The organism is Pseudoalteromonas sp. Angola-30 (assembly GCF_028599215.1).
GTDB classification, from domain to species: domain Bacteria; phylum Pseudomonadota; class Gammaproteobacteria; order Enterobacterales; family Alteromonadaceae; genus Pseudoalteromonas; species Pseudoalteromonas atlantica.
Genome location: NZ_JAQREI010000001.1, coordinates 70,444 through 95,478 on the forward strand (window position 1 = coordinate 70,444; position 25,035 = coordinate 95,478).

General features: G+C 42.1%; 29 protein-coding genes. 14 read left to right on the top strand and 15 right to left on the bottom strand.

Annotated features, from left to right (window positions below; all coding sequences use genetic code 11):
• The first annotated feature begins 23 nt into the window (after nt 1-23).
• On the top strand, nt 24-542 hold the full coding sequence (locus tag PSH54_RS00335; RefSeq protein WP_054982021.1) for a hypothetical protein: 519 nt from the start codon (nt 24-26) through the stop codon (nt 540-542).
• Between the two features lie 117 nt (nt 543-659).
• Here PSH54_RS00335 and PSH54_RS00340 read toward each other — a convergent pair whose 3' ends face one another.
• The 5 genes from PSH54_RS00340 to PSH54_RS00360 form a co-directional block, all read right to left on the bottom strand.
• Nucleotides 660-1,763 carry a flavin monoamine oxidase family protein gene (locus PSH54_RS00340; RefSeq protein WP_055254279.1) on the bottom strand — a complete coding sequence of 368 codons (1,104 nt, stop codon included), beginning with the start codon at nt 1,761-1,763 and terminating at the stop codon, nt 660-662.
• A 3-nt stretch (nt 1,764-1,766) separates the two neighbouring features.
• Nucleotides 1,767-2,441 carry a cupin domain-containing protein gene (locus tag PSH54_RS00345; RefSeq protein WP_273605146.1) on the bottom strand — a complete coding sequence of 225 codons (675 nt, stop codon included), beginning with the start codon at nt 2,439-2,441 and terminating at the stop codon, nt 1,767-1,769.
• Between the two features lie 62 nt (nt 2,442-2,503).
• Nucleotides 2,504-2,848: a carboxymuconolactone decarboxylase family protein gene (locus PSH54_RS00350; protein WP_096042627.1), complete on the bottom strand. Its 345-nt coding sequence runs from the start codon at nt 2,846-2,848 to the stop codon at nt 2,504-2,506.
• Between the two features lie 28 nt (nt 2,849-2,876).
• Nucleotides 2,877-3,158, bottom strand: coding sequence for a hypothetical protein (locus tag PSH54_RS00355; protein WP_096042628.1), 282 nt, complete (start codon nt 3,156-3,158; stop codon nt 2,877-2,879).
• Between the two features lie 62 nt (nt 3,159-3,220).
• A complete protein-coding gene (locus PSH54_RS00360) occupies nt 3,221-3,994 on the bottom strand; it encodes an SDR family NAD(P)-dependent oxidoreductase (RefSeq protein WP_273605147.1) in 774 nt (257 codons plus the stop codon).
• A gap of 169 nt (nt 3,995-4,163) precedes the next feature.
• On the opposite strand from PSH54_RS00360, the gene gcvA reads away from it, so the two are divergent.
• The 4 genes from gcvA (at nt 4,164) to PSH54_RS00380 (ending at nt 7,057) form a co-directional block, all read left to right on the top strand.
• Nucleotides 4,164-5,093, top strand: a complete 930-nt coding sequence (gene gcvA / locus PSH54_RS00365) for a transcriptional regulator GcvA (RefSeq protein WP_096042630.1) — start codon at nt 4,164-4,166, stop codon at nt 5,091-5,093.
• Between the two features lie 155 nt (nt 5,094-5,248).
• On the top strand, nt 5,249-5,770 hold the full coding sequence (locus tag PSH54_RS00370) for a carboxymuconolactone decarboxylase family protein (protein ID WP_096042631.1): 522 nt from the start codon (nt 5,249-5,251) through the stop codon (nt 5,768-5,770).
• 57 nt (nt 5,771-5,827) lie between these two features.
• Nucleotides 5,828-6,880 carry an MFS transporter gene (locus PSH54_RS00375; RefSeq protein WP_273605148.1) on the top strand — a complete coding sequence of 351 codons (1,053 nt, stop codon included), beginning with the start codon at nt 5,828-5,830 and terminating at the stop codon, nt 6,878-6,880.
• A 15-nt stretch (nt 6,881-6,895) separates the two neighbouring features.
• Nucleotides 6,896-7,057, top strand: a complete 162-nt coding sequence (locus PSH54_RS00380) for a hypothetical protein (protein ID WP_273605149.1) — start codon at nt 6,896-6,898, stop codon at nt 7,055-7,057.
• A gap of 351 nt (nt 7,058-7,408) precedes the next feature.
• Here PSH54_RS00380 and PSH54_RS00385 read toward each other — a convergent pair whose 3' ends face one another.
• Complete coding sequence (locus tag PSH54_RS00385) at nt 7,409-8,383, bottom strand: transposase (protein ID WP_273605150.1); 975 nt, start codon at nt 8,381-8,383, stop codon at nt 7,409-7,411.
• Nucleotides 8,384-8,554: 171 nt separating this feature from the next.
• Here PSH54_RS00385 and PSH54_RS00390 point away from each other — a divergent pair, with 171 nt between their 5' ends.
• Nucleotides 8,555-8,887, top strand: coding sequence for a gamma-glutamylcyclotransferase family protein (locus tag PSH54_RS00390; protein WP_273588554.1), 333 nt, complete (start codon nt 8,555-8,557; stop codon nt 8,885-8,887).
• Between the two features lie 44 nt (nt 8,888-8,931).
• Here the strand turns inward: PSH54_RS00390 and PSH54_RS00395 are convergent, their stop codons facing one another.
• The gene (locus PSH54_RS00395; RefSeq protein ID WP_273605151.1) at nt 8,932-9,594 is read right to left on the bottom strand and encodes a hypothetical protein; all 663 of its coding nucleotides are present in this window, start codon (nt 9,592-9,594) and stop codon (nt 8,932-8,934) included.
• A 107-nt stretch (nt 9,595-9,701) separates the two neighbouring features.
• Here PSH54_RS00395 and PSH54_RS00400 point away from each other — a divergent pair, with 107 nt between their 5' ends.
• Nucleotides 9,702-10,577: a LysR family transcriptional regulator gene (locus PSH54_RS00400; protein WP_273605152.1), complete on the top strand. Its 876-nt coding sequence runs from the start codon at nt 9,702-9,704 to the stop codon at nt 10,575-10,577.
• Nucleotides 10,578-10,655: 78 nt separating this feature from the next.
• Here the strand turns inward: PSH54_RS00400 and PSH54_RS00405 are convergent, their stop codons facing one another.
• Nucleotides 10,656-12,737: a TonB-dependent siderophore receptor gene (locus PSH54_RS00405; protein ID WP_273605153.1), complete on the bottom strand. Its 2,082-nt coding sequence runs from the start codon at nt 12,735-12,737 to the stop codon at nt 10,656-10,658.
• Nucleotides 12,738-12,905: 168 nt separating this feature from the next.
• Between PSH54_RS00405 and PSH54_RS00410 the strand changes: the two genes are divergently transcribed.
• The 5 genes from PSH54_RS00410 (at nt 12,906) to PSH54_RS00430 (ending at nt 17,132) form a co-directional block, all read left to right on the top strand.
• On the top strand, nt 12,906-13,529 hold the full coding sequence (locus PSH54_RS00410; protein ID WP_004586267.1) for a fused MFS/spermidine synthase: 624 nt from the start codon (nt 12,906-12,908) through the stop codon (nt 13,527-13,529).
• Entirely contained in the window at nt 13,522-14,406 is an 885-nt protein-coding gene (locus tag PSH54_RS00415) for a spermidine synthase (protein WP_273605154.1), read from the top strand. Before PSH54_RS00410 ends, PSH54_RS00415 begins: the two co-directional genes overlap by 8 nt.
• Before the next feature lie 119 nt (nt 14,407-14,525).
• On the top strand, nt 14,526-14,999 hold the full coding sequence (locus PSH54_RS00420; RefSeq protein WP_054982034.1) for a MarR family transcriptional regulator: 474 nt from the start codon (nt 14,526-14,528) through the stop codon (nt 14,997-14,999).
• Between the two features lie 8 nt (nt 15,000-15,007).
• Entirely contained in the window at nt 15,008-16,072 is a 1,065-nt protein-coding gene (locus tag PSH54_RS00425) for an HlyD family secretion protein (protein ID WP_273605155.1), read from the top strand.
• 10 nt (nt 16,073-16,082) lie between these two features.
• Nucleotides 16,083-17,132, top strand: coding sequence for a DUF2955 domain-containing protein (locus PSH54_RS00430; RefSeq protein WP_004586263.1), 1,050 nt, complete (start codon nt 16,083-16,085; stop codon nt 17,130-17,132).
• 81 nt (nt 17,133-17,213) lie between these two features.
• On the opposite strand, the gene arfB is transcribed toward PSH54_RS00430, so the two are convergent.
• On the bottom strand, nt 17,214-17,627 hold the full coding sequence (arfB, locus tag PSH54_RS00435) for an alternative ribosome rescue aminoacyl-tRNA hydrolase ArfB (RefSeq protein WP_024033019.1): 414 nt from the start codon (nt 17,625-17,627) through the stop codon (nt 17,214-17,216).
• A gap of 193 nt (nt 17,628-17,820) precedes the next feature.
• Between arfB and PSH54_RS00440 the strand changes: the two genes are divergently transcribed.
• Nucleotides 17,821-18,393 carry a hypothetical protein gene (locus tag PSH54_RS00440; RefSeq protein WP_004586261.1) on the top strand — a complete coding sequence of 191 codons (573 nt, stop codon included), beginning with the start codon at nt 17,821-17,823 and terminating at the stop codon, nt 18,391-18,393.
• An 89-nt stretch (nt 18,394-18,482) separates the two neighbouring features.
• On the opposite strand, the gene PSH54_RS00445 is transcribed toward PSH54_RS00440, so the two are convergent.
• The 5 genes from PSH54_RS00445 to PSH54_RS00465 are packed head-to-tail and all read right to left on the bottom strand — an operon-like array spanning nt 18,483 to nt 23,081.
• The gene (locus PSH54_RS00445; protein WP_273605156.1) at nt 18,483-19,229 is read right to left on the bottom strand and encodes an SDR family oxidoreductase; all 747 of its coding nucleotides are present in this window, start codon (nt 19,227-19,229) and stop codon (nt 18,483-18,485) included.
• A 10-nt stretch (nt 19,230-19,239) separates the two neighbouring features.
• Complete coding sequence (locus PSH54_RS00450; RefSeq protein ID WP_264389965.1) at nt 19,240-19,944, bottom strand: histidine phosphatase family protein; 705 nt, start codon at nt 19,942-19,944, stop codon at nt 19,240-19,242.
• Complete coding sequence (locus PSH54_RS00455; RefSeq protein WP_273605157.1) at nt 19,944-21,017, bottom strand: phosphotransferase family protein; 1,074 nt, start codon at nt 21,015-21,017, stop codon at nt 19,944-19,946. Before PSH54_RS00455 ends, PSH54_RS00450 begins: the two co-directional genes overlap by 1 nt.
• Before the next feature lie 12 nt (nt 21,018-21,029).
• Complete coding sequence (locus PSH54_RS00460; RefSeq protein ID WP_273605158.1) at nt 21,030-21,851, bottom strand: SDR family oxidoreductase; 822 nt, start codon at nt 21,849-21,851, stop codon at nt 21,030-21,032.
• A 9-nt stretch (nt 21,852-21,860) separates the two neighbouring features.
• On the bottom strand, nt 21,861-23,081 hold the full coding sequence (locus PSH54_RS00465) for an acyl-CoA dehydrogenase family protein (protein WP_029772866.1): 1,221 nt from the start codon (nt 23,079-23,081) through the stop codon (nt 21,861-21,863).
• Nucleotides 23,082-23,196: 115 nt separating this feature from the next.
• Between PSH54_RS00465 and PSH54_RS00470 the strand changes: the two genes are divergently transcribed.
• On the top strand, nt 23,197-24,105 hold the full coding sequence (locus PSH54_RS00470) for a LysR family transcriptional regulator (protein ID WP_273605159.1): 909 nt from the start codon (nt 23,197-23,199) through the stop codon (nt 24,103-24,105).
• A 57-nt stretch (nt 24,106-24,162) separates the two neighbouring features.
• Here PSH54_RS00470 and PSH54_RS00475 read toward each other — a convergent pair whose 3' ends face one another.
• Nucleotides 24,163-25,035 (bottom strand): bile acid:sodium symporter family protein, encoded by an 873-nt coding sequence (locus PSH54_RS00475; protein ID WP_126009617.1) that lies wholly within the window; start codon nt 25,033-25,035, stop codon nt 24,163-24,165.

Genomic DNA, 25,035 nt, shown 5'->3' on the forward strand with positions numbered 1-25,035 from the left:
CCATAAAATATAGGAAAAATGAAATGGGGAAACAATTATTACTAGAAGTATCACTAATATCGAGTGTATTCGTTATTGTCGGGTTAATGTGGCTGGCGTTACGCCATTCAGCGATGAACCCTTCGGCCATCATGCAAAAGCTATTAACCGGCTTGTTAGCTATTTTTTTAATTATGGCTGGCACAGTAAAGTTCTTTGAGCCGTTCAATACTATGTTTACTAAACAAATAGCTTTGAGTGGACTGCCATTACCCGAGATAGCTAGGTGGGCTGGTCAATTAGGTGAAATTTCAGCAGGTTTAGGGTTTTTGATTGTGCTTACTTTATCCAAGGTTCTAACAAAAAATATAATAAGAAAAGTATTTTATTGCTCATCACTATTAGCGCTATCTATTATGTTTGTCGCAGTGTATGTTCACATGATTCCAGAGGTAACTGCTGAGTTTTTACCATTACAATCAAAGCCTCCAATTCTAACATTAATTGTTATGTTGCTAATTGGGCTGAATGTGTGGATATTTAGGAAGTTTAAAAACGAATAAGTTAATCTGTTTAAATCACTATAATGATGGCTGTTTCTTGAACGCTCATAACCGCCCATCAGCTGCCGTTATGAGCTATCCATTAAAGCACTAAGCTCAAACCTCAGCCTCTACACATCATGCTTTAACCTTTTTTAAATAATGCTCAACACCTATATTTGCCGCATCAACCGCACCGGCAACGTAGCCCGGAAATTGCACTGACCATTCACTGCCAATACCGACTAAATTTTGATGCCATGGGCCATTTTGCGCGGTTATGTAAGGTGCTGGGGTATGCGTATTAGCCGCATGTGTATCTAAATGTGTTGCGGTGAGTGGGTCTTGTGCCCAGTCTTTAATAATATCGGCTTTGGGTGTAGCGGCTTGTGTGCCAAAAAGCCTGACTAATTGCGCTCTGCAATGGGTGATTAAATCTTCATTACTAATGCGTTTTCGATCATCGGCGGGTATACCAATAAAACCAAATAATGCCGCTTGGCCTTGTGGATTTGATGCATCGTGTATTTCTGCCATTGGCCCAACACTGCTGCGGGCGCTGCCCGAGAGCGTTCGCTTACGCCAAAATGGCGTATCGTACACTGCAATATACTTAGCGTGGGGTGCCATCCAGGTTGCGGTATTTTGCCACTGCGTTACTAAATCGCTTGGCAATGCGGGGGTAAATGTTATTTGGCTTGCGGCTAAGCGTGGTGGTAGCGCAAGCATTACGTGCTCAACGTTTACTTTATGATCGGTTGTCTTTGAGGTGCTAAAGTTAACTTCAATATTACCGTGTTGGTGGGTAATTGTTTTAACCAAAGCGCCGGTCACTATGTGTTTGTTGCTAAGCTTTGCATGTAAGGCATTAATAAGGGTGCCCATGCCACCTTTTAACCGCATAGACGTAGGCGCATGCGTATAACCGGGTATTGCTGTGGGCGGTTGTGTATGTGAGCGCTCTACTAACGTATTGCCTTGCTCGTACTGGGCAAATGTTTCTAGGTTTAGGGTTTTAATAATGGCATTTAATTGCGGCTGAAACTCTGGCCAAAACCATGTTGGGCCAAGATCAAAGCTATTTGTTGTCGCTTGCGACAGGCTTGTAAAGTCCATAATACGGCCACCTAATTGGTCTCTGGCTTCAAGCAATATGTAATCGGTAATGCCGCATTGCTCTAACTGGTAAGCTGCATACACGCCGCTTAGCCCACCGCCTATAATCGCAATTTTTGTACGCATTATTTAGCCTCCACAGCCTATGTTTATAAAATTACCTACTTTTAGGTAAATTGTAGCGCTGTTATTTCCCGCAGATATTAACGCTTTACTCGTGCTTGGCAGCCTTAGCCAGCTTCCTTTTGTATATTCAACCTCGTTGTGTATTACGCTGCCGCCCAGTACAAATAGCTCTAAGGCATTATGTGCTTTTAGGTTATCAAATAGGGGCTGTTGCGGGGTTAACTTTACCAGTTTAGTTACTTCGTTATCATCTTGATAAAGCGGGCATATTAGGCGGTTATTTTGGGTTATCCACGTAGCCGGATCGTGTGTATTTATGCGCACAGAGGTGGCTTCTGTTACGCACATTTGCCACAGTTTTACAAAAATGGTTGCGCCACTTTTACTTTTAGGTGCATGTGAAGACCCAGGCGGGTTTCGTAAATAAAAACCTTGTGGATAGTCGCCCGACTCATCTGAAAAGGTGCCTGAAAGTACCATTATTTCCTCACCACCGGGGTGAGCATGGCTTGGAAAAGTAGACCCAGGCGCGTAGCGTACTACGCTTGTTGCTCTGGCTTTTTCAGCGCCTATTCTGTCGAGCATTACTCGCTCAACACCCGCTTGAGGCGATGTTTGCCAACTATATTGACTTGCTAGCATAGAAGCTTGTTGTGAAAAATCTGAATTGACTCGCATTTGTCCAACCTAAATAAAATAAGAGCAATAACATAAGTTATTGCTCTATAAATTTACGCTTATTAAGCGTTTTGTAATTGTGCGTGAGCGTCAAGTACTCGTGCACTGTAAGTTAGCGCAGCACCTGCATTTAAGGCTACAGCGACGCCTAACGCTTCAGATATTTCACCAATTGTTGCGCCGTGCTCAACCGCTTTTTTAGTGTGCATCGCAATACACCCATCACAACGTGTTGTTACTGCAACAGCGAGCGCTATTAGCTCATGTAATTTAGGCGTTAAGTGGCCTGTCTTTTCGCCAGCGCCATCCATTGTCATTAATCCGCGTAGGGTATCTGGGCTTTGCTTAGCAAACGCACCTACAGTGTTCATTACTTCGGTGCGGTACGCGTTCCAATCTTGTGACATTTTTTTACTTTCCTATCTTAAATTTTTACTAAGCTACGCAGTAAATGCGTACTTCTGGTTCATTAGTAAGTAGTGGCGCGAGCGCGGTAACTACATCTGCATTAAATAAATCGCTTTCTAAGTACTCATGAGCGTGCTCAATAGTTTCAAAGCCGTGAAGTACCTGTACATCTTCATCACGCGCTAATAACTCTTTTGAAACTGCGCCTCTTACAGTGTCTAAAAATGGGGCTTTGTAGGTATTAAAAACCTCTGCTGCTGCTTTTCTATTACCGTGGTCAACATTTAGTGTAATTTGTAAATAAACCATATTTGTTCTCCAGTGATTAAATTTAGCTACGGGCAGCTTTAGCCCATTAGCGCTTACGATATTTAGTTACGACCTGCCATTACGCCGCCGTCAACATCCCATACTGCACCTGTGACCCAAGCGGCTTTGTCGCTTAGTAAAAACGCAATGGTGTTGGCGACATCTTCGCTGGTACCTACACGGCCAATTGGGTGGAAACTGTTAAAGCCTTGTAGGGCATCGTTTACTTGTGCTTTAGGAATAAAACCTTCGTAAATTGGCGTTTGTACAACCGCTGGCGATACTGCATTAACGCGAATGTTGTGTGCTGCTAATTCCATTGCTAGATGTTGCGTTAGCGCATGTAAGCCCGCTTTAGCCATTGAATACGCTGACGATGGTGTAGCGGCAATAGCTTGCTTACCCCACATAGAACCCACATTTACAATGGCGCCTGCGCGTTTTGCTGCCACTAAATTAGCGGCTACTTTTTGTGTAATAAAAAATAGTGCGCGGTTAATTTGCATGTACTGATCGTAATCAGCCGCTTCGTGCTCTAAAAATGGTTTAGGGAAAAACACACCGGCCGCATTTACCAGTAAATCCACGTTTGCGTGGTCTTGTGAAAGTGTGTTAATTAAGTTTTGCACGCCTTCGTCGCTGGTTAAATCAGCGGTTAACACCTCAACAGTGCCTAAAGCTGATAACTGCTTTTTTGCTGCTTGGGCTTTTTCTTTACGGTGGCCAACAATAACAGCGTGGCCGCCTTGCTCTAAAATTAATCGAGCCGTTTCAAAACCCATTCCGCTAGTACCACCAATAACGAGTAATTTTTTACCTAAAAATTGCTTAGTCATGTTTATTGCTCCAAGCGCCACTAAGCGCTGTATTTGTTATATAAATAAAAAGTATTGGGTTGCCTAATAGCAAGTAACTTGCTGGTAGGCTTGGGCGGTATTTTTTACTTATTTACTTGCTTTAACAAACGAGATAATCTGAATCATCAGTAAAGAAAAAGTTTATCGCATGAAATCACCTATACACCTCAATGCATTAAAAGCGTTTGAAGCAAGCGCAAGGCACCAAAGTTTTTCAGCGGCAGCTGAAGAGCTAAATGTAACGCCTGCAGCCGTTGGGCAGCTGGTAAAAACATTAGAAGAGTGGCTCGACACGCCGCTATTTCATAGAATGAGCTCAGGTAAAACACGGCTAGTAACCACCGAAACCGCGCAAAGTGCCCTGCCACTAATACGCGAAGGCTTTGATAAACTTGCCCAAGGGCTAGACATTTTAAAAGACAACGCCATAAGTGGCGCGTTAACAGTGGCAGTAAGCCCCGCATTTGCCGCCAAGTGGTTATTACCTAGGTTGCATTTCTTTCAAGAGATATGCTCGCAAACCAGTGTAAATTTAAATACTAATTTAAAACCTGTTGATTTTACTGAGCAGCGTATAGATATAGGCATACGCTTTGGTGTAGGCACTTGGCAAGGCTTGAACGCAGAAAAACTAATGGATGAAGAGGTATACCCGGTATGCTCACCTAAGTTTTTAGAAGACTCAAACCGCTTAAACACCATAGATAAATTATTGAACGAAACCCTAATACACGATCAATCAATGGACGACCATACGGGGTTTCCGTCTTGGTCGGCGTGGTTAAAAAAAGCCGGAGTAACAGGCCCTTTAACCACTAAAAGCATTCAAATAAATAACTCAGCGGCTGTATTGCAATCAGCTATTGATGGTCACGGCGTGGCGTTAGCACGCAGTGTTATGGCTAAAGATGATCTAGCCGCAGGGCGATTGGTCAGGTTATTCCCTGATATTTATTTTGAATCGCCTTTGGCGTATTACGTTATTTACCGCCCCGAATGTGCTGAACTGCCAAGAATACACGCATTTAAAGAATGGCTGTTTAAAGAGGTAGGAAACCCGCGGGCTAAAAGAGATTAAAGCTCAGGAGTACTTTGATAAAATACAGCAATAAAGAAAATATTTACCATGGTAAAAGATAATCTCTGTGGTTAAGTACGTTCATTCCCCGTAAGCTTTCGCTCCAAGTTAGCCACTTTAATGACTAAAGTGGCGTTTAATTAGGAGTAAACATTATGTCACAAGTAAGAGTAACGCCATGGCAAGATGGCGAGCAAGCCCCAGCCGAACTACTAGCCGAAATGCAAGGTCGTCGTCCAAACGGTGAACTAATAGGCATAGATAGAGTACTACTAAAAAGCTTTCCTTTAGCTAAAGGCTGGAATGAGCTGTTAGGGCGCGTTAGAGCAAACTTTGGCTTATCGCTTGAGTATCGCGAACTTATTATGCTGCGTGTAGCGGTATTAAACAAAGCCGATTTTGAATGGAATGTGCACTACCCTGCATACATACAGGCTGGCGGTAGCGATGAAAAAGCAACGGCTCTTAAAAGTGTGGTAGTAAATGCTGAGTTATTCTCTGAGCAGGAGCTGGCTTTGCTTGAGCTTACTGAGCAATCAACCACTAAAGTAAATGTTGATGGCGACGTTATTGAACGTTTAAAAGCACTATTTGGCGAAACGCAAACAGTAGAAGCGGTAGCAACGGTTGCTGCTTACAACATGGTATCGCGCTTTTTAGTGGCGTTAGACATTTAAATACCTCAACCATAAATCGCTTTTAAGCGCCTTCAATACTTTTAGAAAAGTGAAATCATGGAAAAATTAAACGCTATAGACTCAGATAGGCTTGAGCAAAGCGACCCTCAAGTTCAAACAGCTAACTTATGGCGTTTAATGTTAGCCCAGGCACTTTCTGGGGCTAATAGCGTTGTGCTATATGCAACAGGTGCGGTAGTGGGCAGCTTGCTTGCTCCTACTGCACTTTTAGCCACTTTACCTGTTTCTATTTTTGTTTTAGGAATGGCGTTGTGTGTTTTACCCGCCGGTGAATTAGCACGAAAATATGGCCGGCGTGCAGCCTTTATGGCAGGCACTGGCGCGGGTGTTTTAACCGGACTATTAGCGACTATTGCGTTGTATATAGACAGCTTTTGGCTGTACTGTTTGTCTGCGCTATTGGGCGGCGCTTATGCGGCAGTGGCTTTGTCATTTCGGTTTGCTGCAACCGATGGCGTGCCCGAAAATAAACGCCCGCAAGCGCTTTTTATGGTAATGGCCGGTGGCGTAGCTGCAGGTGTTATTGGCTCGCAGTTAGTTACGCATACCATGCACCTGTGGTCAGACAAAATGTTTGCTGCCACATTTATTACGCAAGCCATTGTCGCGGCTCTCGCTGGTGTTATTTTGTTTGGCGTTAAATTGGCTAAGCCTTTAGCAAATCAAGCATATTCAGGAAGACCATTGAGAACAATTGCTTTGCAACCACGATTTATAAGCGCGGTTATTTGTGGTGCAGCATCGTATATGGTGATGAACTTTTTAATGACATCGGCACCTTTGGCAATGCATATGCACGGGCATAGCCAAGAGTCAGCAAACTTAGGAATGCAGTGGCATGTTATTGCTATGTATGCACCTAGCTTTTTTACCGGTAAGCTCATTGCACGTTTTGGGGCTGCTCGTATTTCTGTTTTTGGTATTATTTTAACTGCAATTTCAGCAGCTATAGGCTTTTTAGGTGAAGGTGTATATCACTTTTACGCGCTATTAATCTTGTTAGGCATAGGTTGGAATTTTGGCTTTTTAGGGGCATCCGCATTAGTGCTAGAAACGCACAAGCCAGAAGAAAAAAACCGTGCTCAATAGTTTAGTGACTTTATAGTGTTTGGCTTAATGGCGGTAGGCTCTTTTTCATCAGGTGGGTTATTAAGAGCGTACGGTTGGCACACCGTTTTATGGGCGTCGTTTGTGCCTTTATTACTGGCCGTTATTGTTTTGATATTAACCAAAAAATACCAAGCCAATTTTAGCGAGCAAGCTTAAACACACTAACCGCCCTACAAGCCGCTTTTATTAGCAAGCTAAAGTTTATTAAGCTGCTGGCAAAATTGCCTTACTTTTAATTCTTGTAGCGAGGCTGTTTTATATGAAATATAAACTCAATTAAAATGACACCCATCTTAAATTCTTCACAAGAATATAATTTATTTAACATGACACCCACTTTAATTATTTCAAAAAATCGACTTAATTAAATGGCTAATTTAAAAATATGTAAGCTCAAGGCATATACTGCGGTTATTTTAAAAATGTGCTGCTATTTATGTAGTTAACTAAATTGAGGGCACGCTGAAACCAGCATTTAGGCTGTTTTTTAAATGAAAGAAGGTTTTTTTAGGCTAGTAGCTTTTCGCAATTACTAAAATTAACTCGTCGCTTTTTATTTAAATGCTCACAGTAATTTACATGTGATTGCGGCTTACCTACAGCGCCATGAAATACGCGGGTAAAGTCTTTAGTGAGTTTTAACCAGTTCTCTGGTGCTATGTTTATTCTTTCTAATAAAGTGAGCTGAGTGTTTTCAATAAACCCAGGTTTATCATTGCGAATAATACGCCCCGTCAGCTCAACTAATTCGAGGTAACATTTAAGCTCAAACGGTAAACCTTTAGGCATAAATTTACAGGGTTTACCTGCAAATTTTAAAAGTTGTTTGGGTTGTTTTACGTTTTTAGCGCCCTGAATGCGCTTTTGCACGCTGGTGAAGTTTGAGCTCTCGGGGGTTTTAGCTACTTTTGCTCTTATTGGGTTTAAATCAACGTAAGCCATGCAAGCTGCAAGGGCTGCCTCATCAAGAAGAGCTTGTGATTTAAACCGCCCTTCCCAAAATCTGCCTGTGCATTTGTCTTCTTTATTTGCTTTTCGGGCAATATGTTCGTTTAAAACGCGCATAAACCAGCTAATGCTAGATAACCTTTCTCTGTATTGAATAATAGTTTGGCTTAAAAAGTATCGCTCTGTACTGCTAAGCGCCTCACCTTGTAAAAATTTTTGTGTAAGGGGTGTGCCTTTACATAGCTTATGCCAACGTAGCAATATAGCTTTGTCATTTAACCTATTTGCTTTTTTATCATCAACATAAAGCACAATATGGGTGTGATTGCTCATAACTGCGTAAGCACATATATCAATACAAAATATTTTAGCGAGGCTAAATAGCTTTTGTTCTACCCAGCCCCTTCGATGTTCGTAGGATTTACCCGTTAATGAATCCTCGCCGCATAAATAAGCATGACGTACACAGCGCGAAATACAGTGATAATATTTTGTATCTGCCAAACTTATTTGGCGTTTTCTTGCAATAGCCATGTAGCACCTAGCTTTTAATGAACCAATTAAAAAAGTAGATGCTTATTGCGTAAAGTGCAAAAATAAAGATGGGTGTCATTGTAAAAGTAAAATTTCACTCGGGATTTTTTTCATATTTAGTTAAGCTTTAGCTTAGCTAAACATAATCATTAGCCTAATTTAGGAGTTTACGTGTTAGAAGCGTTATTTGTATATGGCACCTTGTGCCCAGGGCATCCGAACGAACATATTCTTGCCAATATTGGCGGTACGTTTGAGCAAGGCAGTGTGGTTGGCAATTTAATTAACGAGGGCTGGGGCGCCAAAATGGGCTTTCCTGCACTGGTATTAGACGAAACAGGTCAAGAGATAAAAGGCCATGTGTTTAGCTCAACTAATTTAAAAGATCACTGGCATGTGCTCGATGAATTTGAAGGCGATGCGTACTCACGCATTTTAACGCAAATAAAATTGTTAAACGGCGAATACGTTCAGGCAAATGTATATGCTCTTAACGTTAAGTAATTTATATAGCAGCGCTTTTTAAGCTAAAGCGCTGCTATAATTTTTTAATTAACTGCAAAATCGCGAGTTTCTAAATAGCTTGGTACGCTTTTAAAACAGGCCTTTAGCTTACTTGCAAGCGCTGTGGTTACTGGCGCATCACATTTTAACTGGCCATTATATTTTCCGTTAGTTAGTGCTACTAAACTGAGTGAGTCATAGCTTGGTTTACTTTGTATTTTATGAATCACCACCCCCTGCTCTGCTGAAACCTTTATTAAATCAAACTCTTCTTTTTCAGGTTGTGTTATAGCGATCTTTTTTACATATAACGGATTTTTAAAAGTCAGCTTTGTCGAAAACAAAGCCGTACCTCCGCGCTCAAAATGGCCATTAAACACAGTGGTATTTAACGTGGGTGTCAGCTTATTTATTAATAAATTTAAATCAAATTTGGTTGGTAAAATGGTGATCTGAGTTTGTTTTTTTAGTGACTCGTTCAGTGCTTTTTTGATTATTTTTAGGTGGGTGTCATTGGTAGTTACTTCGTACACTATTTGGTAATCGTGTGGGGGGGCGTATAACGGCATGTGGCTGGCAAGTACTTTATCGCCGGCTAATATAAGCGCCATGCCATGAAAGCCATTATAGCTGTGGGTTTTGTGTTGAGGTGTATTTGAGTGCGCTGCACTCGATAATAAAATAAAAATTAGCAGTATGTGTTTCATGTTAATGCTCAAAAATAAATATAACGTCACTATAAGCTGATTTTTATGTATAAATAATCGATAATAAGTTGTTAGTTATTTCCTTTTAATCAATACGATTTGGCGCTATGCATTTAGATGACATTGAAAAAGTAATTCATATGGCGGGTTCGCAAAATCTGCATACAACCGCTAAGCATTTTAATATTACCCCAGGGGCGCTGTCTAAAACGCTAAAAAAGGTTGAGGCAAACTTAGCCACTGAGCTGTTTAATCGTGTGGGCAAAACCTTAGTGCTTAATGATAAAGGCAAAGAGTTTGTTAAGCACAGTAGTGATTTAGTTCATAATTACCAGCAGCTTACTAGCCGTTTTAAAAGCGATAATCATAAATTTAATGCAGTTATTGCAGGCCCTGCTATTTTACTTAAAAGTGGCCTTAAAAAGCTGCTTACACCCCTTAGTAACCTGCCCTGCTCGGTACGTATTAATAATGTGTTTGAAGGTGAAGCCATAAGCCAAGTTGCATCAGGCGCTGCGCATATTGCGCTAGTAACTCGTGAGGCATTAAATAACAGCTCACACGCTAATTTAGTGGCGGTTGATGTATTTAATACTGGGTTTAGTGTGGCTGCGCATGCTTCGCATCAGCTAGTACAAACTGGCTCTTTAACGCTTAATAAAAACCAATTACTGCAGGCGGCTTTTGCATGTCCTTTGTTTTCACCCCTGTGCGGCTTAGAGCAAGGAACAGGCTCCGACGGCTGGCAAGATAATATTGCACCGCGCAATATTGTATTTAGATGTAGCGATTACAGTGCATTAATAGAGGTGGTTCAAAGTGGCTTGGCGTTGGCGTATTTACCTAACTTTGTGATTGACGATTTAGGGCTTACAAAAATAACTGTAAAGGGGGTTAACAGTCACTACAGTGAAAGCATTGTAATGATATACAAACCATCAAAGGCCGATGGTTGGCTTAATAAACTTATGCACACTTTATAAAAAAAGCGCTTAAAAATATAAAGCGCCTTAACCACTACATTAAGACGCTTTAGGATGAAAACTTTAATTTGCTAGCTATTAAAAATTATACGCTAACGACATTTTAAATTGAGTTGGCGCACCTGGGTAAACCCATAAAGCGTTGTAGCTGCTTTCTGCGTAATCTTCATCAAAAATGTTATTAACACTTATATTAAGCTCGGTTTGCTCGGTTAAGTTAACGTTGCCAAACACGCCTACTAATTGGTAGCTTGGTAGCCTAAAGCTTAAATCGGCGGCATCACCTAAACGGCTGCTGGTGTATTGGTAGCTTGCACCAAGCTCAAGCTCTTTACCCATTAATGCTGTTTGGTGGCTAAGCGTAAGGTTTAAGTTATTTTTTGGTACATTTACCAGCGGGCTGCCTTTTCCAATTGGCACGCCCCAATCGGCATTAATAATGTCGTTTGCTGTGGTGGCATCTATATAGGCGTACGATAAGTTAAACGCCGTTGCATCAGTAATATAGGTATTTAAATCAAGCTCAAACCCTTTACTATCGGCTTTACCAATAGGCGCAGAGAATCCAACGTTTACAGGGTCTGCCACTAACATATTACTTTTAGACGCATCAAAAAATGCCACAGTACCGTTTATCCCTAAGTATTCAAACTTAGCGCCAACTTCAAACGAGTCGCTGTATTCAAAACCAAACGGGTCGCCGCTTGCATCTGTGCCACTCAGTGGCAAAAAGCCTTCTGAGTAACTGCTGTAAAAGGTGAGAGCATTATTTAGCTCGTACACTACGCCAACACGCGGGCTTACTTGGCTTTCAGAGCTTGTTGAAAACACGCCGCTGTTGGTTTCTAAAATATCTTGGTCTACGCTGTCAAACCTTAGGCCCACTAATAGCTTAAATTTATCGGTAATATCCATTTGGTCTTGAACATAAATACCGTATGCTTTTTGCTCTTCGTCGTTTTCGTAAAGCAGGCTTACTGCTGGGCGTTCTACATCGTAATTTGGCTCAAAAATATCAACGGTATAAGTGCCGTTACCGCCTCGATAGCGAGAAAGCGCAGTGCGTAAATCGTACTTGTATGCATCGGCTCCTAGTAATAAATGATGCGTAATACCAGCTGTGTCTACACTGCCGCTTAGCTCAAACTTTACACTTAAATCTTCTACTTCGTAGTCGCGATAACGCTGCTGGCGAGTAAGTGTGCGGCCATCGTCAAATAACGATTGGCGCGATGGTGAAAGCTCAGCATCTGACGAAAACCCCGTTAACGTAGAGCTACGGTAGTTTGCACCGGCCACTAACGACCATTCATCGTTAATATCGTGATTTAAAGTAATTTGGTGCCCGCGCGAATACACCTGCGTGTCGCCATCGTTTGGGTTACCTAAATAACGCGAGCTTGGTACGGTGTCAAAATCGTTATCAAGTACGACAACACCACGGTCAAATAACTGCGCTAAATCTACGTATTCAAACTCATAAGTCACACTGGTTGATGCGTTTATTTGATGATAAATAGACGGCGTAATTACCTTTTTATTGGTGTACACCTCATCGCGGTAGCTGTCGCTATCTTGCCACGCGCCATTTATTCTAAACGCGGTGGTATCGTTAATGCCGTTTGTGTAATCGCCTTCAACGCGATTAAAACTGTCGCTGCCTAAGCTTAGTTTTAGCTCACCTTGCGGCTCAAACTGAGGTTTTTTAGTCACAATATTTACAGTACCGCCGGGCTCTGAGCGCCCATAAAGTGCTGAGCCTGGGCCTTTTAGTACTTCAATGTAATCAATGTTAGATACATCACGCGGGCCGCTAAAACCACGCCCACCGCTAAAGCCATTAATTAAATAGCCCGATGGCATGTTTTCGTTACCCGAAAGGCCCCGAATAGAAAAGCTATCCCATAATGCGCCACTGTTATTTTTGCGCGAAATACTGGCCGAAAAATCGAGCGCGTCTTGTAATTTAGTAATGCCTTTTTGATCAAGCGCAGCACTACTAACACTTACAATAGATTGCGGCATTTGCTTTTGAGGAATATCGCCACGGTATGCTTGTTTATAAGTAACCGATATTTTTTCAATTTCGTCGTTTTGCTCTTGCGCCACTGTTTGCGCACTTAAGCCTAAGCAGGCTAAATAAATTAAAGAATACTTCATGATAATAGGGAAATCGAAGGTGTTATATTATAACAACAAGTTTAACATGTGTTACTTTATAACAAAACAACTTTTTAAAAAATCACAGAGCGATTAATTAATGCACTAGCGACTGCCCCGCCATCACGTTAGTATGGAGATCTCTTTAGGTTACATAACGATAATTACATGAGTATAAAAACAAACGCGTTAATCTATTTTTTAGCCTTTTGCAGTGGCTTTTGCATTATGGGTATTGAGCTATTAGGCGGGCGTATTTTAGCGCCTTTTTTTGGCAGTAGTGTGCACATTTGGGGCAGCATCATTACCGTATTTATGCTTAGCCTTTCTTTTGGGTATTTACTCGGCGGTAAGCTAAGTACTAAAAATGCATCGCTTACAAAATATGGCTTAATATTTTTAACTGCCAGTATTATGGTGGTGCCTATTGCGCTTTTTTCGCAGCCAATAATGGAATTTATTTTTACCCACATTGAAGATACACGCTACGGCTCGTTACTTGCCTCTACGGCGTTGTTTTTTATTCCTACCGTTATTTTAGGCATGATCTCGCCTTACTCGGTGCGTTTATTAGTCACCGACAGCCATAAAAGTGGCCAAGTTGCGGGTATTTTATATTTTGTAAGCACGTTGGGCAGCGCCTTAGGGACTATTATTACCTCGTTTTACTTTGTACTGGCGTTTGATGTAAACACCATTATAAGTGCCTTTGCGTTAACCTTGGGCCTGTTAGGTGTGCTGGCAATTACTGTTAATAGCCTTGCTGGTAATAAGGAGCTTGCCCATGCGTAACTGTTTATTATTTTTAGCGGTACTGTTTTCGGTTGCGGCGCACAGTAATGTAGTGCACGAGGAGCGTTCTTTATATCGCAATATTATTGTTGATGAAACACATGACCTTCGCTGCTTAAAGTTTAATACAAAAAGTAGCCAAACCAGCCAAAGCTGCATGTACAAAAACAACCCCGACAAACTCGTTTTTAATTATACAAAACTTACGTTTGCCAGCCTTTTAGTAACCGACAACCCTAAAAATGTGCTTATTATTGGCCTAGGTGGCGGTACGCTTTCTAATGTCACTCATGCGCTTTACCCTGCAGCTAAAATTCATAATGTTGAAATAGATCCCGCCGTTTTAAAAGTAGCCCGTAACTATTTTAACTTTATAGAAAACGATGCGGTCACCTCAAGCGTGCAAGACGGGCGTATATTTATAAAGCGCGCAGCCATTAAAAAGCAAAAGTACGATTGGATTATTCTTGATGCGTTTAACGGCGATTATATTCCTGAGCACTTACTCACCAAAGAGTTTTTTGAAGAGGTGAAAAGCGTATTGGCCGAGGGCGGTGTAATTGCCGCTAATACGTTTTCGAGCAGTAAATTATACGAACATGAGTCGGCAACTTACCACGCCGTGTTTGGCGATTTTATTAACGTAAGCCGTGCTAATCGCTCTAACCGTATTATTTTAGCGGGTGTAAACTCTATGCCTACTGAGGCGCAAATTAATCAGCGTATTAAAGCACTTAACCCGCGTTTAAAAAAATACGATGTAGATTTAAAAGCAATTAGTACCTATATGCAAAGTACCAAAAACAAGCAAGATTGGCCTGCCAATACAAAAGTGCTTACCGATCAGTACTCCCCTGCTAACCTCCTTAATTTTTAAATCCACAAATTTATTTAGCCCCAGTATTGGGGCTTTTTTATTTGCAACACCCCTCAATATTTACTTAGCACGCTAACTAATGCTAAAATACTTAGCATGCTAACTAATTTGAGGTGGTTATGACTACTCAAAAACCTTTTCACGAAACGCTCGATTTAACCATTATTGGTAACATGGGGCGGGTTCATAGGCTGTGCCGCGAGGCCATCACTTTAGCTGTAGAACCTTTAGGGCTTACGCAATCGCGCTGGACGGCGCTAACCCATATAAATATGTTGGGCGAGGGCATAACGCAGCTTGAGCTTGCGCAGAGTTTAGGAATAGAAATGCCCTCGCTTACTCGCACATTAAAGCAATTAGAAGAGCAGCTATTAATTACCCGTAAAGTTGATGAGCACGATAAACGCAGTAAAAAAATTTACTTTACCGAGCAAGGTGGGGCAATTTTACAGTCGCTAAACGAAAAACTCATTGATATTAAAAGCCAGCTATATAGCGGGCTAAGCACACAGCAACTCGATGCGCTTGCTTATGGCATCGTCAATATGGAAAAAAACGCACTAAACTGTATTAAAAATCAAAGTAAAGAGTAAGAGACACAATGACACCAGATCAAAAATTTACTCGTTATGTAAGGCTTTCGTTAGCGGGTTTTGTTGTTATATTTATTTACTATTTAATTGCCGACATGTTTATGCCGGTAACGCCGCAAGCGCGGGTTTATCATCCTGTGGTGCAAATTGCCCCGCAAATAAGTGGCCGTGTTACTAAGGTATTGGTTAACAATAATCAAATTGTAAAGGCTGGAGATGTATTGTTTGAAATAGACTCAGGCCCGTATAAATTAGCGCTAGAGCAGGCACAGCTCGCCCTTGACGACGCCAAATTACAAAACAAACGTTTAGATACCAATGTAAAAGCACTGGAGGCGCAAATTTCGGCGGCCAAGGCAAAGCTGCACGAACAGCAATTACTAAATAACCGTGGCGAAGCATTATTTAAGCAGCGCTCTATTTCAGAGCAAGAGCTTGAAAGCATTAAAGCTAACTTTGAAGCAAGTAAATCAAATGTCGCCTCATTAGAAGCGCAATTGGCAGAAGCCGTACTTGCCCGAGGCGAAAGCGGCGCGCAAAACTTAGCGCTTCGCCATGCTGCAAACCAATTAGCACAAGCCGAGCTTAACTTATCGTACACCCAAGTGCGTGCGCTAAGCGCTGGTGTGGTTTCTAACTTACAACTACTTGATGGCGCATATGCGGTAGCGGGTAGCCCGCTTTTAGCTATAGTGGCTAATAAGGCCGACCTTGTTGCCGATTTTAGAGAAAAATCATTACTAAATATGAAACCAGGTAGTTTGGCGCGAGTGGTATTTGATAGCCGCCCAGGTGAGGTTTACAACGCGCATATAAGCACGTTTGAGGCAGGCGTAAGCGATGGACAACTCAGTGCAAATGGCTCGCTTAGTAGTACCGAAACCAGTAATCGTTGGGTGCGCGATGCTCAGCGCCAGCGTATTCATTTAGTGATGCCAGATAACGCTAAATTAATTGCTAATATGCCAAGTGGTGCGCGTGCCACTGTGCAACTATTGCCAGAGTCAACAATCGGGCAATGGTTAGCGTCGGCTCAAATTAGGTTTATTAGCTGGCTACACTACATTTATTAATGGAGGCCGTATGACTCAAGCTGTTAGCCAAGCACCGCAATTAGACTCAAACGGTTTACGCCAAGCGCTGCGCATAGCCGGTGGCTGCACCATAGGGTTTACTATTAGTAAATTAATGAACTGGCCATACGGTATATTTTTTACTGTTTACCCTATGTTGCTACTTGGTTTAGTGCCGGTGTTAAATAAAAGCATTGTGCGCCAGTTTTTAGCCAGTGCCGCCATTAGTATTCCAATGGTTTTAATTATGCAGGGCTTGTTTTCGCACCTTCCGGTACTGATGACCATTATTGTATTTTTAGCGTTTTGCTTTTTGTTTTATCAAATGAGCTCAGGTGCGGCTTTTTTATTTGGCGCACTAGGCGTGGTTGGGTTGTCGATTCAGCTGCACTTTTCAAGCTATGTAACCGGTACAAGTAGTGTATACCCGCTTATTTTAAGTAATGGTTTGGCTACTGTTCTCTCTATTGTTATTGCGTTTGTTATGCATGGTGTTTTTCCTGATGTAACCGCGCGTGCCGTGAGGGCGGTACCCGCTAAAGCCAAAGAAAGCATTCGCCATGAGGTATTATTATGCGCAACGGTTGCTACGCTTTCGTTTGTGGCGTTTCAAGTCCTCGATTTACAAGATTCAATATCGGCGCAAGCCTCATCGGTATTAATTTTGTTTTCGCTGTGCTGGAAAGCCGCAGGTATGGCCGGTTGGCAGCGCGCTATTGGTACATTAATTGGCTGTAATGCCGCGCTGTTGGCGCAAGTGTTATTGTATAATCACTCTGACTTTTTATTATTTCCGGTGCTTATACTGTGGACGTTATCGTTTGTATTTAGCCGTTTTCATATTATTGGTGGCGGCGCACCGGGCATAGGATTTGGTGTGTTAACCACGTTTGGTATTTTGTTTGGCAACTCACTAGGCCCCGGGCAAGACCTTGTTTATAGCGCCATGTATCGCTTTAGCTCTGTTGCGGTGGCTATTGTGGCCAGTTTATCTGCGGTGTATGTAATGCACCATATATTAAATCGCTTTAGTGCCACCCGCCATCATACCTACGAATAACCCACTCACGCCTACTGTTAACTATTAGCTGTAGGCGTAAATTAAGCATACTTTACTGTAAAGCCATATAAACTTAGTGAGTTATAACTTAATGTTACCGCGCAGGGCTTTGGTTTGCCCATGTTTGGTTTTTTTATCCATGCGCTTGCGCTGCGAGTTACGGCTTGGCTTGGTTGCGCGGCGGGCTTTGTTTACCTTGGTTGCACTTAAAATTAAATCTTTTAAACGTTTTAGTGCATCTTCTCGGTTAAGCTCTTGGGTGCGAAAGCTTTGGGCTTTAATTACCACCACGCCCTCTTTGGTGATCCGAGAGTCGTTTAGCTTTAATAGACGTTCTTTGTAAAAATCGGGTAACTTTGAGCGGTTAATATCAAAGCGTAAATGAATGGCGCTGGCTACTTTGTTAACGTTTTGGCCACCGGCACCTTGCGAACGTATAGCAGTTAGCTCTAGTTCCCATTCATCTATAGTGACAGTATTTGAAATAGTTAACATTACGTTCAGCTCTTATCGACAAAAATGCAGTATAACATTTGTAACTATATTTGTGCTGAATCAGCTTAAGTTATAGAACTTTAAAGTATTTATACTACTTTATAGCTTAAATACACCTAATACTTTAGTTATGTATTGGCAAGCGCTTACATTTAGTTTTTAATGGCTTTAATTAAATAATAGGAAACGCCCAATGAAAAAAATAATTTTATCACTTAGCTTATTAGCAATGAGTTTTTCAAGCCTTGCTGAAGATATTAGCGAAGGTCAATTACAAAGCTACATGAAAGCACTGCCGGCTGTTTCTAGCTGGGCTAGCAGCCAAGATTCGTTAAAAAACCTAGATTTAGCAAGCATGCTAGGTGGCTCTGCTGATCAAAATGTTGAAGAGCAAAGCTCTCTTGCTAATAGCGCATTAAGCATGATTAAAGAGCAAGGTTTATATAAAAGCTTTGCCGATATTACTAACCGTTACGGTTTTTCGCCTGAAGAATTAGTATCTGTTGGCTCAGAAGTATCTATGGCTTACATCGAAAACCTTAAATCGGGTCTTTCAGCTGAAAACCAAGAAACAGCAAATAAAGTAATGGGTGGCCTGCAAAGCCTTAAAAGTGCTAAAAGCAGTGACGCTAGCTCGTTAATGGGCTCGTTTGGTAAGGCTTCAAGCGCGGCTGAAGAATCTACAGACCCACTAGTAAGCGAAAACAACCTTGAGCTTGTGAGCGAGTACATGCCACAGCTGCAAAAGATTTTTGCACTACTATAATTTTACAAATAACCTAAACGTAGGTTAAGTAAACACGTACATAAAAGGTGGCATTTGCCACCTTTTTTAATGCCTAAAATTTAAAAACCTTACGACATTTTACGAATTGTACTCAGCGGTGCTATTCGTAAAATCCAATGCAGGAATGCCCACGGCCAGCTTGGCACAAAGCTGTTGGCTTTTTCTTTATTTATTGCTTTTACCAGTGCTTTGCAGCCAGTTTCGGTATCAACAATAAACGGCACTGTTTTTACTTTTTCGTTTATTTCGCTTCTTATAAAACCTGGGTGTACGCAGCTTACTTTTATAGGCGTGTGCATTACATCTATGCGTATGCCTTCACTTAATGAGGTAATAGCCGCTTTAGTGGCGGCGTAAACGGTCATGGCGCGCCTAAAACCACGTACAGCACTAATAGATGAAATAGTCACTAAATGACCATGGTTTTGCGCTCTAAAAATTTCCATTGCGGCCTCAGCCTGCGCAAGTGCGGCCACAAAGTTAGTTTGTGCGGTTTGTTTGTTGGCATTGAAATAACCCGTACCAATAGAAGCCCCTTTGCCCATACCAGCATTTATAATCACTCTATCAAGGCCGTTAAGCTCATCTTTAAAGGCGTTAAATACGCTAAATACTTGCTCGTGGTCGTTAACATCAAGCACTTTTATACTAATGGTTATATTTGGGTTTACCTGTTCAAGCTCACTTTTTAGCTGCTCTAATAGCTCAAAGCGCCGAGCACATAAAGCAAGATTACAACCTTGTTTTGCAAACTCTTTTGCCATGCCTTTGCCTAAGCCTGAACTTGCACCTGTTATTAGTATGTTTTTGCGCATAATTAGCTCCTTAGGTGTATGTAATTAATTTTTGTTGTGGGTGGCACTCTAAAAAGTGATGCTCATTTAAACTACTTATCGTTAATTTTTGATTTTTTCCTTTGCCGCGCGCCACTACTTTGGTTACGCCTGCGTTTACTAAGCTCCAATTAATATCAATAAAGCGCTCGAGCTTTAGCCCCATTAAATGGCTGGTTATAATGCTAATAGGCCCGCCAGAGGTATAAATAAGTACCTTTTTACCGTGGTTTTCATTGGCTATTTGTTCAAGCGCGCCAAGTACACGCGCAGTAAATGCATTAAAGCTTTCGTTATATTGAGTGCTGTCGGGATTGAGTACCCATTGCTGTATGGCGCTAATAAATACCGTTTTAAAATATTCCATAGGCTCGGCTTGCTTGCTAAGTGCCGCGCGAACTTGGCTTGGGGTGGCAAGCTGTGGGTTATAAACGGCTAAAATATGTTCGTGATCGTACTCGTTTAATCGCGCATCGTTTATTACCACTGGCGTATTATTAGCACTTGCTAAACTCAGCTCTGCGGTTTGATTATGGCGCAGCATACTGCCTGCAAATACAGCATCGGGCTTAAGCTGCTTTTGTGCTAAATATTCACCCAGTAGTGTGGCTTGCTGTTGCCCTTTTGTTGAGAGCGTATCGTAATTATCAGCCGAAAAACTGGCCTGCCCGTGGCGTACTAAATATAAAATGCACATTAGACTTTACCTTGGTTGTTAATGGCTTTTTTACAGCGCCATAAAAGGTAATGTACAAACACCCAAAAGTGTTTAAAGGCGGGGTTTTTAGTTTGCCCATGGTGATAGCGGTAATAAATTTGCTGCACAATGCCGGCAAGTCTAAATAGCCCGTACACTTCGTAAAAGGTAAAGTCATCTACGGTTATATTCATTTTTTTACAGTAGTAGGCCACTACTTCTTTGCGCGTTAGCATACCCTCTAAGTGAGTGGGTTGACGGCGCGTGGCTTGGGCTAAAAAGTCATCTTCTGGCTCTACCCAGTAAGCCAATGTATTGCCCAAATCCATAAGTGGGTCGCCAAGGGTGGCAAGTTCCCAATCTAAAATACCCAGTACGTTGGTGTAGTCGTTTGCATCAAGCACAACGTTATCAAACCTAAAATCGTTATGTGTTATGCAAATACGCTCGTTACTTGGCATGTTGTTTTCAAGCCACTTAATGACTTTTTTACCGCTGGGTACATTCCAAGTTTTGGCTTTAGTAAAGCGCTCGCTCCAGCCGCTAATTTGGCGCTGGGTGTAGCCTTCGCCTTTGCCTAAATGACTTAAATTGGCCTGTTTGTAATCTACTTTGTGTAATTCTACTAGGCAGTCGAGTACGTTTTCGCACAGCTTTTTGGTGCGCTCGGGCGTGGGGGTTAATCCGCGTGGTAAATTTTTACGCGGAATAATACCCGTAAGCTTTTCCATAACGTAAAAGTCGGTGCCGAGTATGTTTTCATCGTCGCAAAACGCCTCCATATTTGGCACATAGCTGTAAACTGGTTTTAGCGCTTGCTGTAATTTAAACTCGCGGCCCATATCGTGTGCGCCTCTGGCTTTTGTGCCTTTGGGTGCTCGGCGCAAAATAAGCGATTGCTCTGGATACTCTAGGCAGTAGGTCCAGTTTGATGCTCCCCCTGCATATTGAGTAACACTTGGCTCGCCAGTTAATTGTGTAATGTGTTGCTTAAGCCAGGCATCTACTTTTTTTGTGTCGAGCTCTTCGCCTTGGCGTACGTTTTTGGCTTGATCTAATAATTGTGTGTTCATTGCTAGCCTTTATTATTTTGATTTTAAACGTTGCATAGAGCGTGTTTTTTTCAGCATGTTTTTAATGTACCACTCAACGGGGAGTAGTTTTTTCATTAAAAAGGCCTGTTTACCTAATTTATGGGTCAAAATTAAAAATGGGCGGTTAAGCGACTGCGTATAAATAATATCGGCTACTTGCTCTGCGTTTATGGGGGAGCGCTCAAAGGCACGGTTAAGCATGGTTTTCATGGCCGGCTCGCTGGTGCGCATGGATTCATCAAGATTGGTTTTAAAAAAGCTCGGGCACACAACACTTACATCTATATTATCGTGGGCGAGTTCGAGCTTTAGGGTTTCGCTAAAGCCTATAACCGCCGCTTTTACAGCGTTATAACTGCTCATAAACGGAATAGGGGTAAGCCCTGCTTGTGAGGCTATATTAATAAAGTAGCCACCGCCTTGTTGCACAAAGGCGGGGTAAAACGTTTGGCACACCCGCACCATAGAGAGCAAATTAATATCCATAATCCACTGCCATTGCTCAAGCGATTCGCCCTCAAGCGAGCCGCCCGTGGCAACGCCTGCATTATTTATAACAATATCTACGCCCTGCCACTTGGTTTGGATAATGTCGTAAAGCCCCTTTACATCTGCTTGCTTGGTTACATCGCAGGCGTAAAAAAAAGCATCGCTTTTTAGTGCTTGCAGCTCACTAATGGTTGTGGCTGCACGCTCGGCGTTTATATCGGCAATACAAATTTGTAAATTGGCGCCCAAATTACTTGCGTAACTCAGGGCTAATGCTTTACCCAGCCCTGTGGCTCCACCTGTTATTATTAGTCGTGTTTTCATGGTGTTGCCTTAGCGGTATTTGTTAAGTTCGAGGCGCGAAACCATGCCCATATGTACTTCGTCTGGGCCATCTGCAAGGCGTAAAATACGCCCCATTGCATTAAACGAGGCAATAGGAAAGTCGCTCGACACCCCAGCGCCCCCAAACACTTGTATTGCCATATCTGAGACCATTTGCAGCATATTAGGCACGACTACTTTTATGCTCGATATTTCGGTCATGGCGTGTTTAACGCCTTGAGTGTCTATTTTCCATGCCGCGTGCAGGGTTAATAAACGAGCTTGATCTATCGCCATACGCGCTTGCGCTACACGTTCTAAATTACCGCCTAATTTAAGTAAGGGTTTACCAAAAGCACTGCGCGACAGCCCGCGTTTAATCATGAGCTCTAAACAGCGCTCTGCTGCGCCAATTGCGCGCATACAATGATGAATTCGCCCAGGCCCTAAGCGCCCTTGTGCAATGGCAAAACCTTTGCCTAACCCTAAAATAAGATTTTGTTTTGGTACGCGTACGTTATTAAATTCCATTTCGCCGTGGCCGTAGGGGGCATCAAAATCGCCACAGGCACTTAGCATGCGCTTAATGTTTACACCGGGTGTGTTTAGCGGCACAAGTACCATGGAGTGCTGGCTGTGTTTATCGTTTTCGGGGTTAGAAAGCCCCATAAAAATAGCCACCTGTGCATTAGGATGACCAAGGCCGGTGGTCCACCACTTTGTGCCATTTAAAATAAGCTCGTCGCCATCAACATCTATGGTTGCTTGCATGTTTGTCGCATCTGATGAAGCGACATCGGGCTCGGTCATGGCAAATACTGAGCGAATATCGCCATTTAATAATGGGGTTAACCACTGTTGTTTTTGCTCATCGTTTGCAAAATGATAAAGCACTTCCATATTGCCGGTATCGGGGGCGTTACAATTAAATATTTCTGAGGCAAATAAACATTTACCCATTTGCTCTGCAATAGGGGCGTACTCTAGGCAGGTTAAGCCTTGTGCTAGTTCTGCATCGGGTAAAAATAAGTTCCACAGGCCAGCGGCTTTTGCTTTCGCTTTTAATGGCTCAATGTGCTCACTTAACTGCCAAGTGGTCCAATCGTTTGAATTATTTTTAGCATGGTTATGCGCAACTACTGCTTGCTCAATAGGCAATACGTGTTCATCCATAAAGGCGGTTACACGCTTTAAGTAGTCTTGGCTTTTTTGGCTTGGCTCAAAGTTCATTAGGGTTGCCTGTTTATTTTTTAGTTAACCCAGCATAAAACATTCGCCCCAATGAATTAAATGAAATATATTACCAGTTAAGTGTGAATTACATTCATAGTATGAGCGGGTAATAATGATTGAAGCTAAAAATATTCAGCAGTTAGATTTAAATTTACTTAAAATATTTGAATGCCTATACCGTGAAAAAAACATGAGCGAAACCGCAAAGGTGCTGTACATAACGCCCTCAGCAGTTAGCCATGCTATAAAACGTTTGCGCAGTGTATTAAACGATCCGTTATTTGAGCGCCAAGGGCAATTAATGCTCCCCACCCCTGCGTGCCAACGTATGGCTCCCGAGCTAATAGATTTACTCGAAAAATTACGCCAAGTGCTACAAGCCTGCGGTGACTTTAATTTAGCGACCACAGCGCAAACTTTTAAAATAGCCCTGCACGATGCAATAGAGCCTATTGTTTTGCCTAAATTGCAACTTGCACTGGCAAAACATGCTCCCAATGCAAGCTTAGCGAGCGTAAAATTAAGCCGTGAAGATATGCATAAGCAATTAGCTAATCATCAAATAGATATGGCAATTGATGTAGCACGGCCAATAAAAGCGCCCATTAGCCACGCTGTTCTCTCAAGTGATCACTTTTGTGTACTCATGAAAAAAAACCACCCGCTTAAAAACCAACTCAATATAGACAATTATTTAGCGGCTAAGCATGTTGCGGTATCTAATCGAGCAACCGGCACTGTTATTGAAGATATTGCGTTATTGCAATTGAGTTTTAATAGGCAGGTGGCTATACGTTGTCAAAATTATTTTGCCGCGAAAGAGGTAATAAAAGACGCGCCATTTTTACTTACTTTACCTTCAATGGTTGCCAGTCAATTGCTAGACGACACGCTAATAGCACGCCCCGTGCCCACTACTATGCCTGCTATTTATCAGCATTTATACTGGCATCAAAGTACTGATAAAGACGACGCTTTAATATGGTTACGCGGGCAAGTACAGCCTATTTTTAAACGTTAATAGCTATAAAAAAAGCGCCAAACTTAGTGAACTAAATTTGGCGCTTCGCATTATTTTTTAAGCGTTTACAAAGCGTTTGTTTTTAAACTTAAGCCCAGCAATTAATAATAGCGGCCCAATAAACATGGCAAGGCCATATACACCGCCCGTTACTGCGTATTCGGGCTTATTTAAAAAGCTTATAGCAATTAAAATAGCCAGCGATGCGTTTTGAATCCCCACCTCAATCCCAAGTGTAAGCGAATCGGTCAGGTTAAGGTTTGAAAGCTTAGCTATGAGCAAGCCAATGACCATTGAGCCAATATTTAATGCAAGGCAGGCCCAAAATACAGCATCAAACGAGTTTATGAGTAAGGCGCGTTCTTTTATTACTAGCGCGGCTATCATGGCGAGCATAAAAAATAACGAAAAACGCCTAAAAAACGGCTCGCTTTTAATCGCAAATTCGCTTTTAAAATGGCGCAGGCTTATCCCTATGGCTACAGGCACTAAGGTAATGACAAACAGCCCAAGCGATGTAGTTAATATAGAAAAGTTAGCATCGTCTTGCGGCGCAAATTGGTGCATGGCAAAGCCAATAATAAACGGGGTGGTAATAATGCTAATAGCGGTTGAGGCAGCGGTTAAGCTTACCGAAAGCGCTAAATTAGCCTTTGCCAGCTGGCTCACTACGTTTGACATAGTACCACCTGGGCACGCGGCTAAAATCATTAACCCTATTGCTATAGGCGTGGGTAAATTAAGTAAATAACACAAACCTAAAGCCAGTAGCGGCATGGCAATAATTTGGCCTAGTAAGCCCATAGCAATTGCTAAGGGCTTTTTAAAAAGCCGCGTAAAGTCGCCAACTGTAAGCCCAAGCCCCATGCCAAACATAATAAGGGCAAGAGCGAGTGGGAGTATGATTTCTGTTAAAAATGATGCGTTCAA

What these genes read in the sequence shown, in the direction of transcription:
- PSH54_RS00420 (WP_054982034.1), top strand. Translation starts at nt 14,526, where the DNA reads ATGACTACTCAAAAACCTTTTCACGAAACGCTCGATTTAACCATTATT.
- PSH54_RS00335 (WP_054982021.1), top strand. Translation starts at nt 24, where the DNA reads ATGGGGAAACAATTATTACTAGAAGTATCACTAATATCGAGTGTATTC.
- PSH54_RS00340 (WP_055254279.1), bottom strand. Translation starts at nt 1,763, where the DNA reads ATGCGTACAAAAATTGCGATTATAGGCGGTGGGCTAAGCGGCGTGTAT.
- PSH54_RS00345 (WP_273605146.1), bottom strand. Translation starts at nt 2,441, where the DNA reads ATGCGAGTCAATTCAGATTTTTCACAACAAGCTTCTATGCTAGCAAGT.
- PSH54_RS00445 (WP_273605156.1), bottom strand. Translation starts at nt 19,229, where the DNA reads ATGCGCAAAAACATACTAATAACAGGTGCAAGTTCAGGCTTAGGCAAA.
- PSH54_RS00395 (WP_273605151.1), bottom strand. Translation starts at nt 9,594, where the DNA reads ATGAAACACATACTGCTAATTTTTATTTTATTATCGAGTGCAGCGCAC.
- PSH54_RS00470 (WP_273605159.1), top strand. Translation starts at nt 23,197, where the DNA reads ATGATTGAAGCTAAAAATATTCAGCAGTTAGATTTAAATTTACTTAAA.
- PSH54_RS00375 (WP_273605148.1), top strand. Translation starts at nt 5,828, where the DNA reads ATGGAAAAATTAAACGCTATAGACTCAGATAGGCTTGAGCAAAGCGAC.
- PSH54_RS00385 (WP_273605150.1), bottom strand. Translation starts at nt 8,383, where the DNA reads ATGGCTATTGCAAGAAAACGCCAAATAAGTTTGGCAGATACAAAATAT.
- PSH54_RS00450 (WP_264389965.1), bottom strand. Translation starts at nt 19,944, where the DNA reads ATGTGCATTTTATATTTAGTACGCCACGGGCAGGCCAGTTTTTCGGCT.
- PSH54_RS00430 (WP_004586263.1), top strand. Translation starts at nt 16,083, where the DNA reads ATGACTCAAGCTGTTAGCCAAGCACCGCAATTAGACTCAAACGGTTTA.
- arfB (WP_024033019.1), bottom strand. Translation starts at nt 17,627, where the DNA reads ATGTTAACTATTTCAAATACTGTCACTATAGATGAATGGGAACTAGAG.
- PSH54_RS00460 (WP_273605158.1), bottom strand. Translation starts at nt 21,851, where the DNA reads ATGAAAACACGACTAATAATAACAGGTGGAGCCACAGGGCTGGGTAAA.
- PSH54_RS00465 (WP_029772866.1), bottom strand. Translation starts at nt 23,081, where the DNA reads ATGAACTTTGAGCCAAGCCAAAAAAGCCAAGACTACTTAAAGCGTGTA.
- PSH54_RS00415 (WP_273605154.1), top strand. Translation starts at nt 13,522, where the DNA reads ATGCGTAACTGTTTATTATTTTTAGCGGTACTGTTTTCGGTTGCGGCG.
- gcvA (WP_096042630.1), top strand. Translation starts at nt 4,164, where the DNA reads ATGAAATCACCTATACACCTCAATGCATTAAAAGCGTTTGAAGCAAGC.
- PSH54_RS00350 (WP_096042627.1), bottom strand. Translation starts at nt 2,848, where the DNA reads ATGTCACAAGATTGGAACGCGTACCGCACCGAAGTAATGAACACTGTA.
- PSH54_RS00360 (WP_273605147.1), bottom strand. Translation starts at nt 3,994, where the DNA reads ATGACTAAGCAATTTTTAGGTAAAAAATTACTCGTTATTGGTGGTACT.
- PSH54_RS00425 (WP_273605155.1), top strand. Translation starts at nt 15,008, where the DNA reads ATGACACCAGATCAAAAATTTACTCGTTATGTAAGGCTTTCGTTAGCG.
- PSH54_RS00405 (WP_273605153.1), bottom strand. Translation starts at nt 12,737, where the DNA reads ATGAAGTATTCTTTAATTTATTTAGCCTGCTTAGGCTTAAGTGCGCAA.
- PSH54_RS00370 (WP_096042631.1), top strand. Translation starts at nt 5,249, where the DNA reads ATGTCACAAGTAAGAGTAACGCCATGGCAAGATGGCGAGCAAGCCCCA.
- PSH54_RS00400 (WP_273605152.1), top strand. Translation starts at nt 9,702, where the DNA reads ATGCATTTAGATGACATTGAAAAAGTAATTCATATGGCGGGTTCGCAA.
- PSH54_RS00455 (WP_273605157.1), bottom strand. Translation starts at nt 21,017, where the DNA reads ATGAACACACAATTATTAGATCAAGCCAAAAACGTACGCCAAGGCGAA.
- PSH54_RS00410 (WP_004586267.1), top strand. Translation starts at nt 12,906, where the DNA reads ATGAGTATAAAAACAAACGCGTTAATCTATTTTTTAGCCTTTTGCAGT.
- PSH54_RS00355 (WP_096042628.1), bottom strand. Translation starts at nt 3,158, where the DNA reads ATGGTTTATTTACAAATTACACTAAATGTTGACCACGGTAATAGAAAA.
- PSH54_RS00440 (WP_004586261.1), top strand. Translation starts at nt 17,821, where the DNA reads ATGAAAAAAATAATTTTATCACTTAGCTTATTAGCAATGAGTTTTTCA.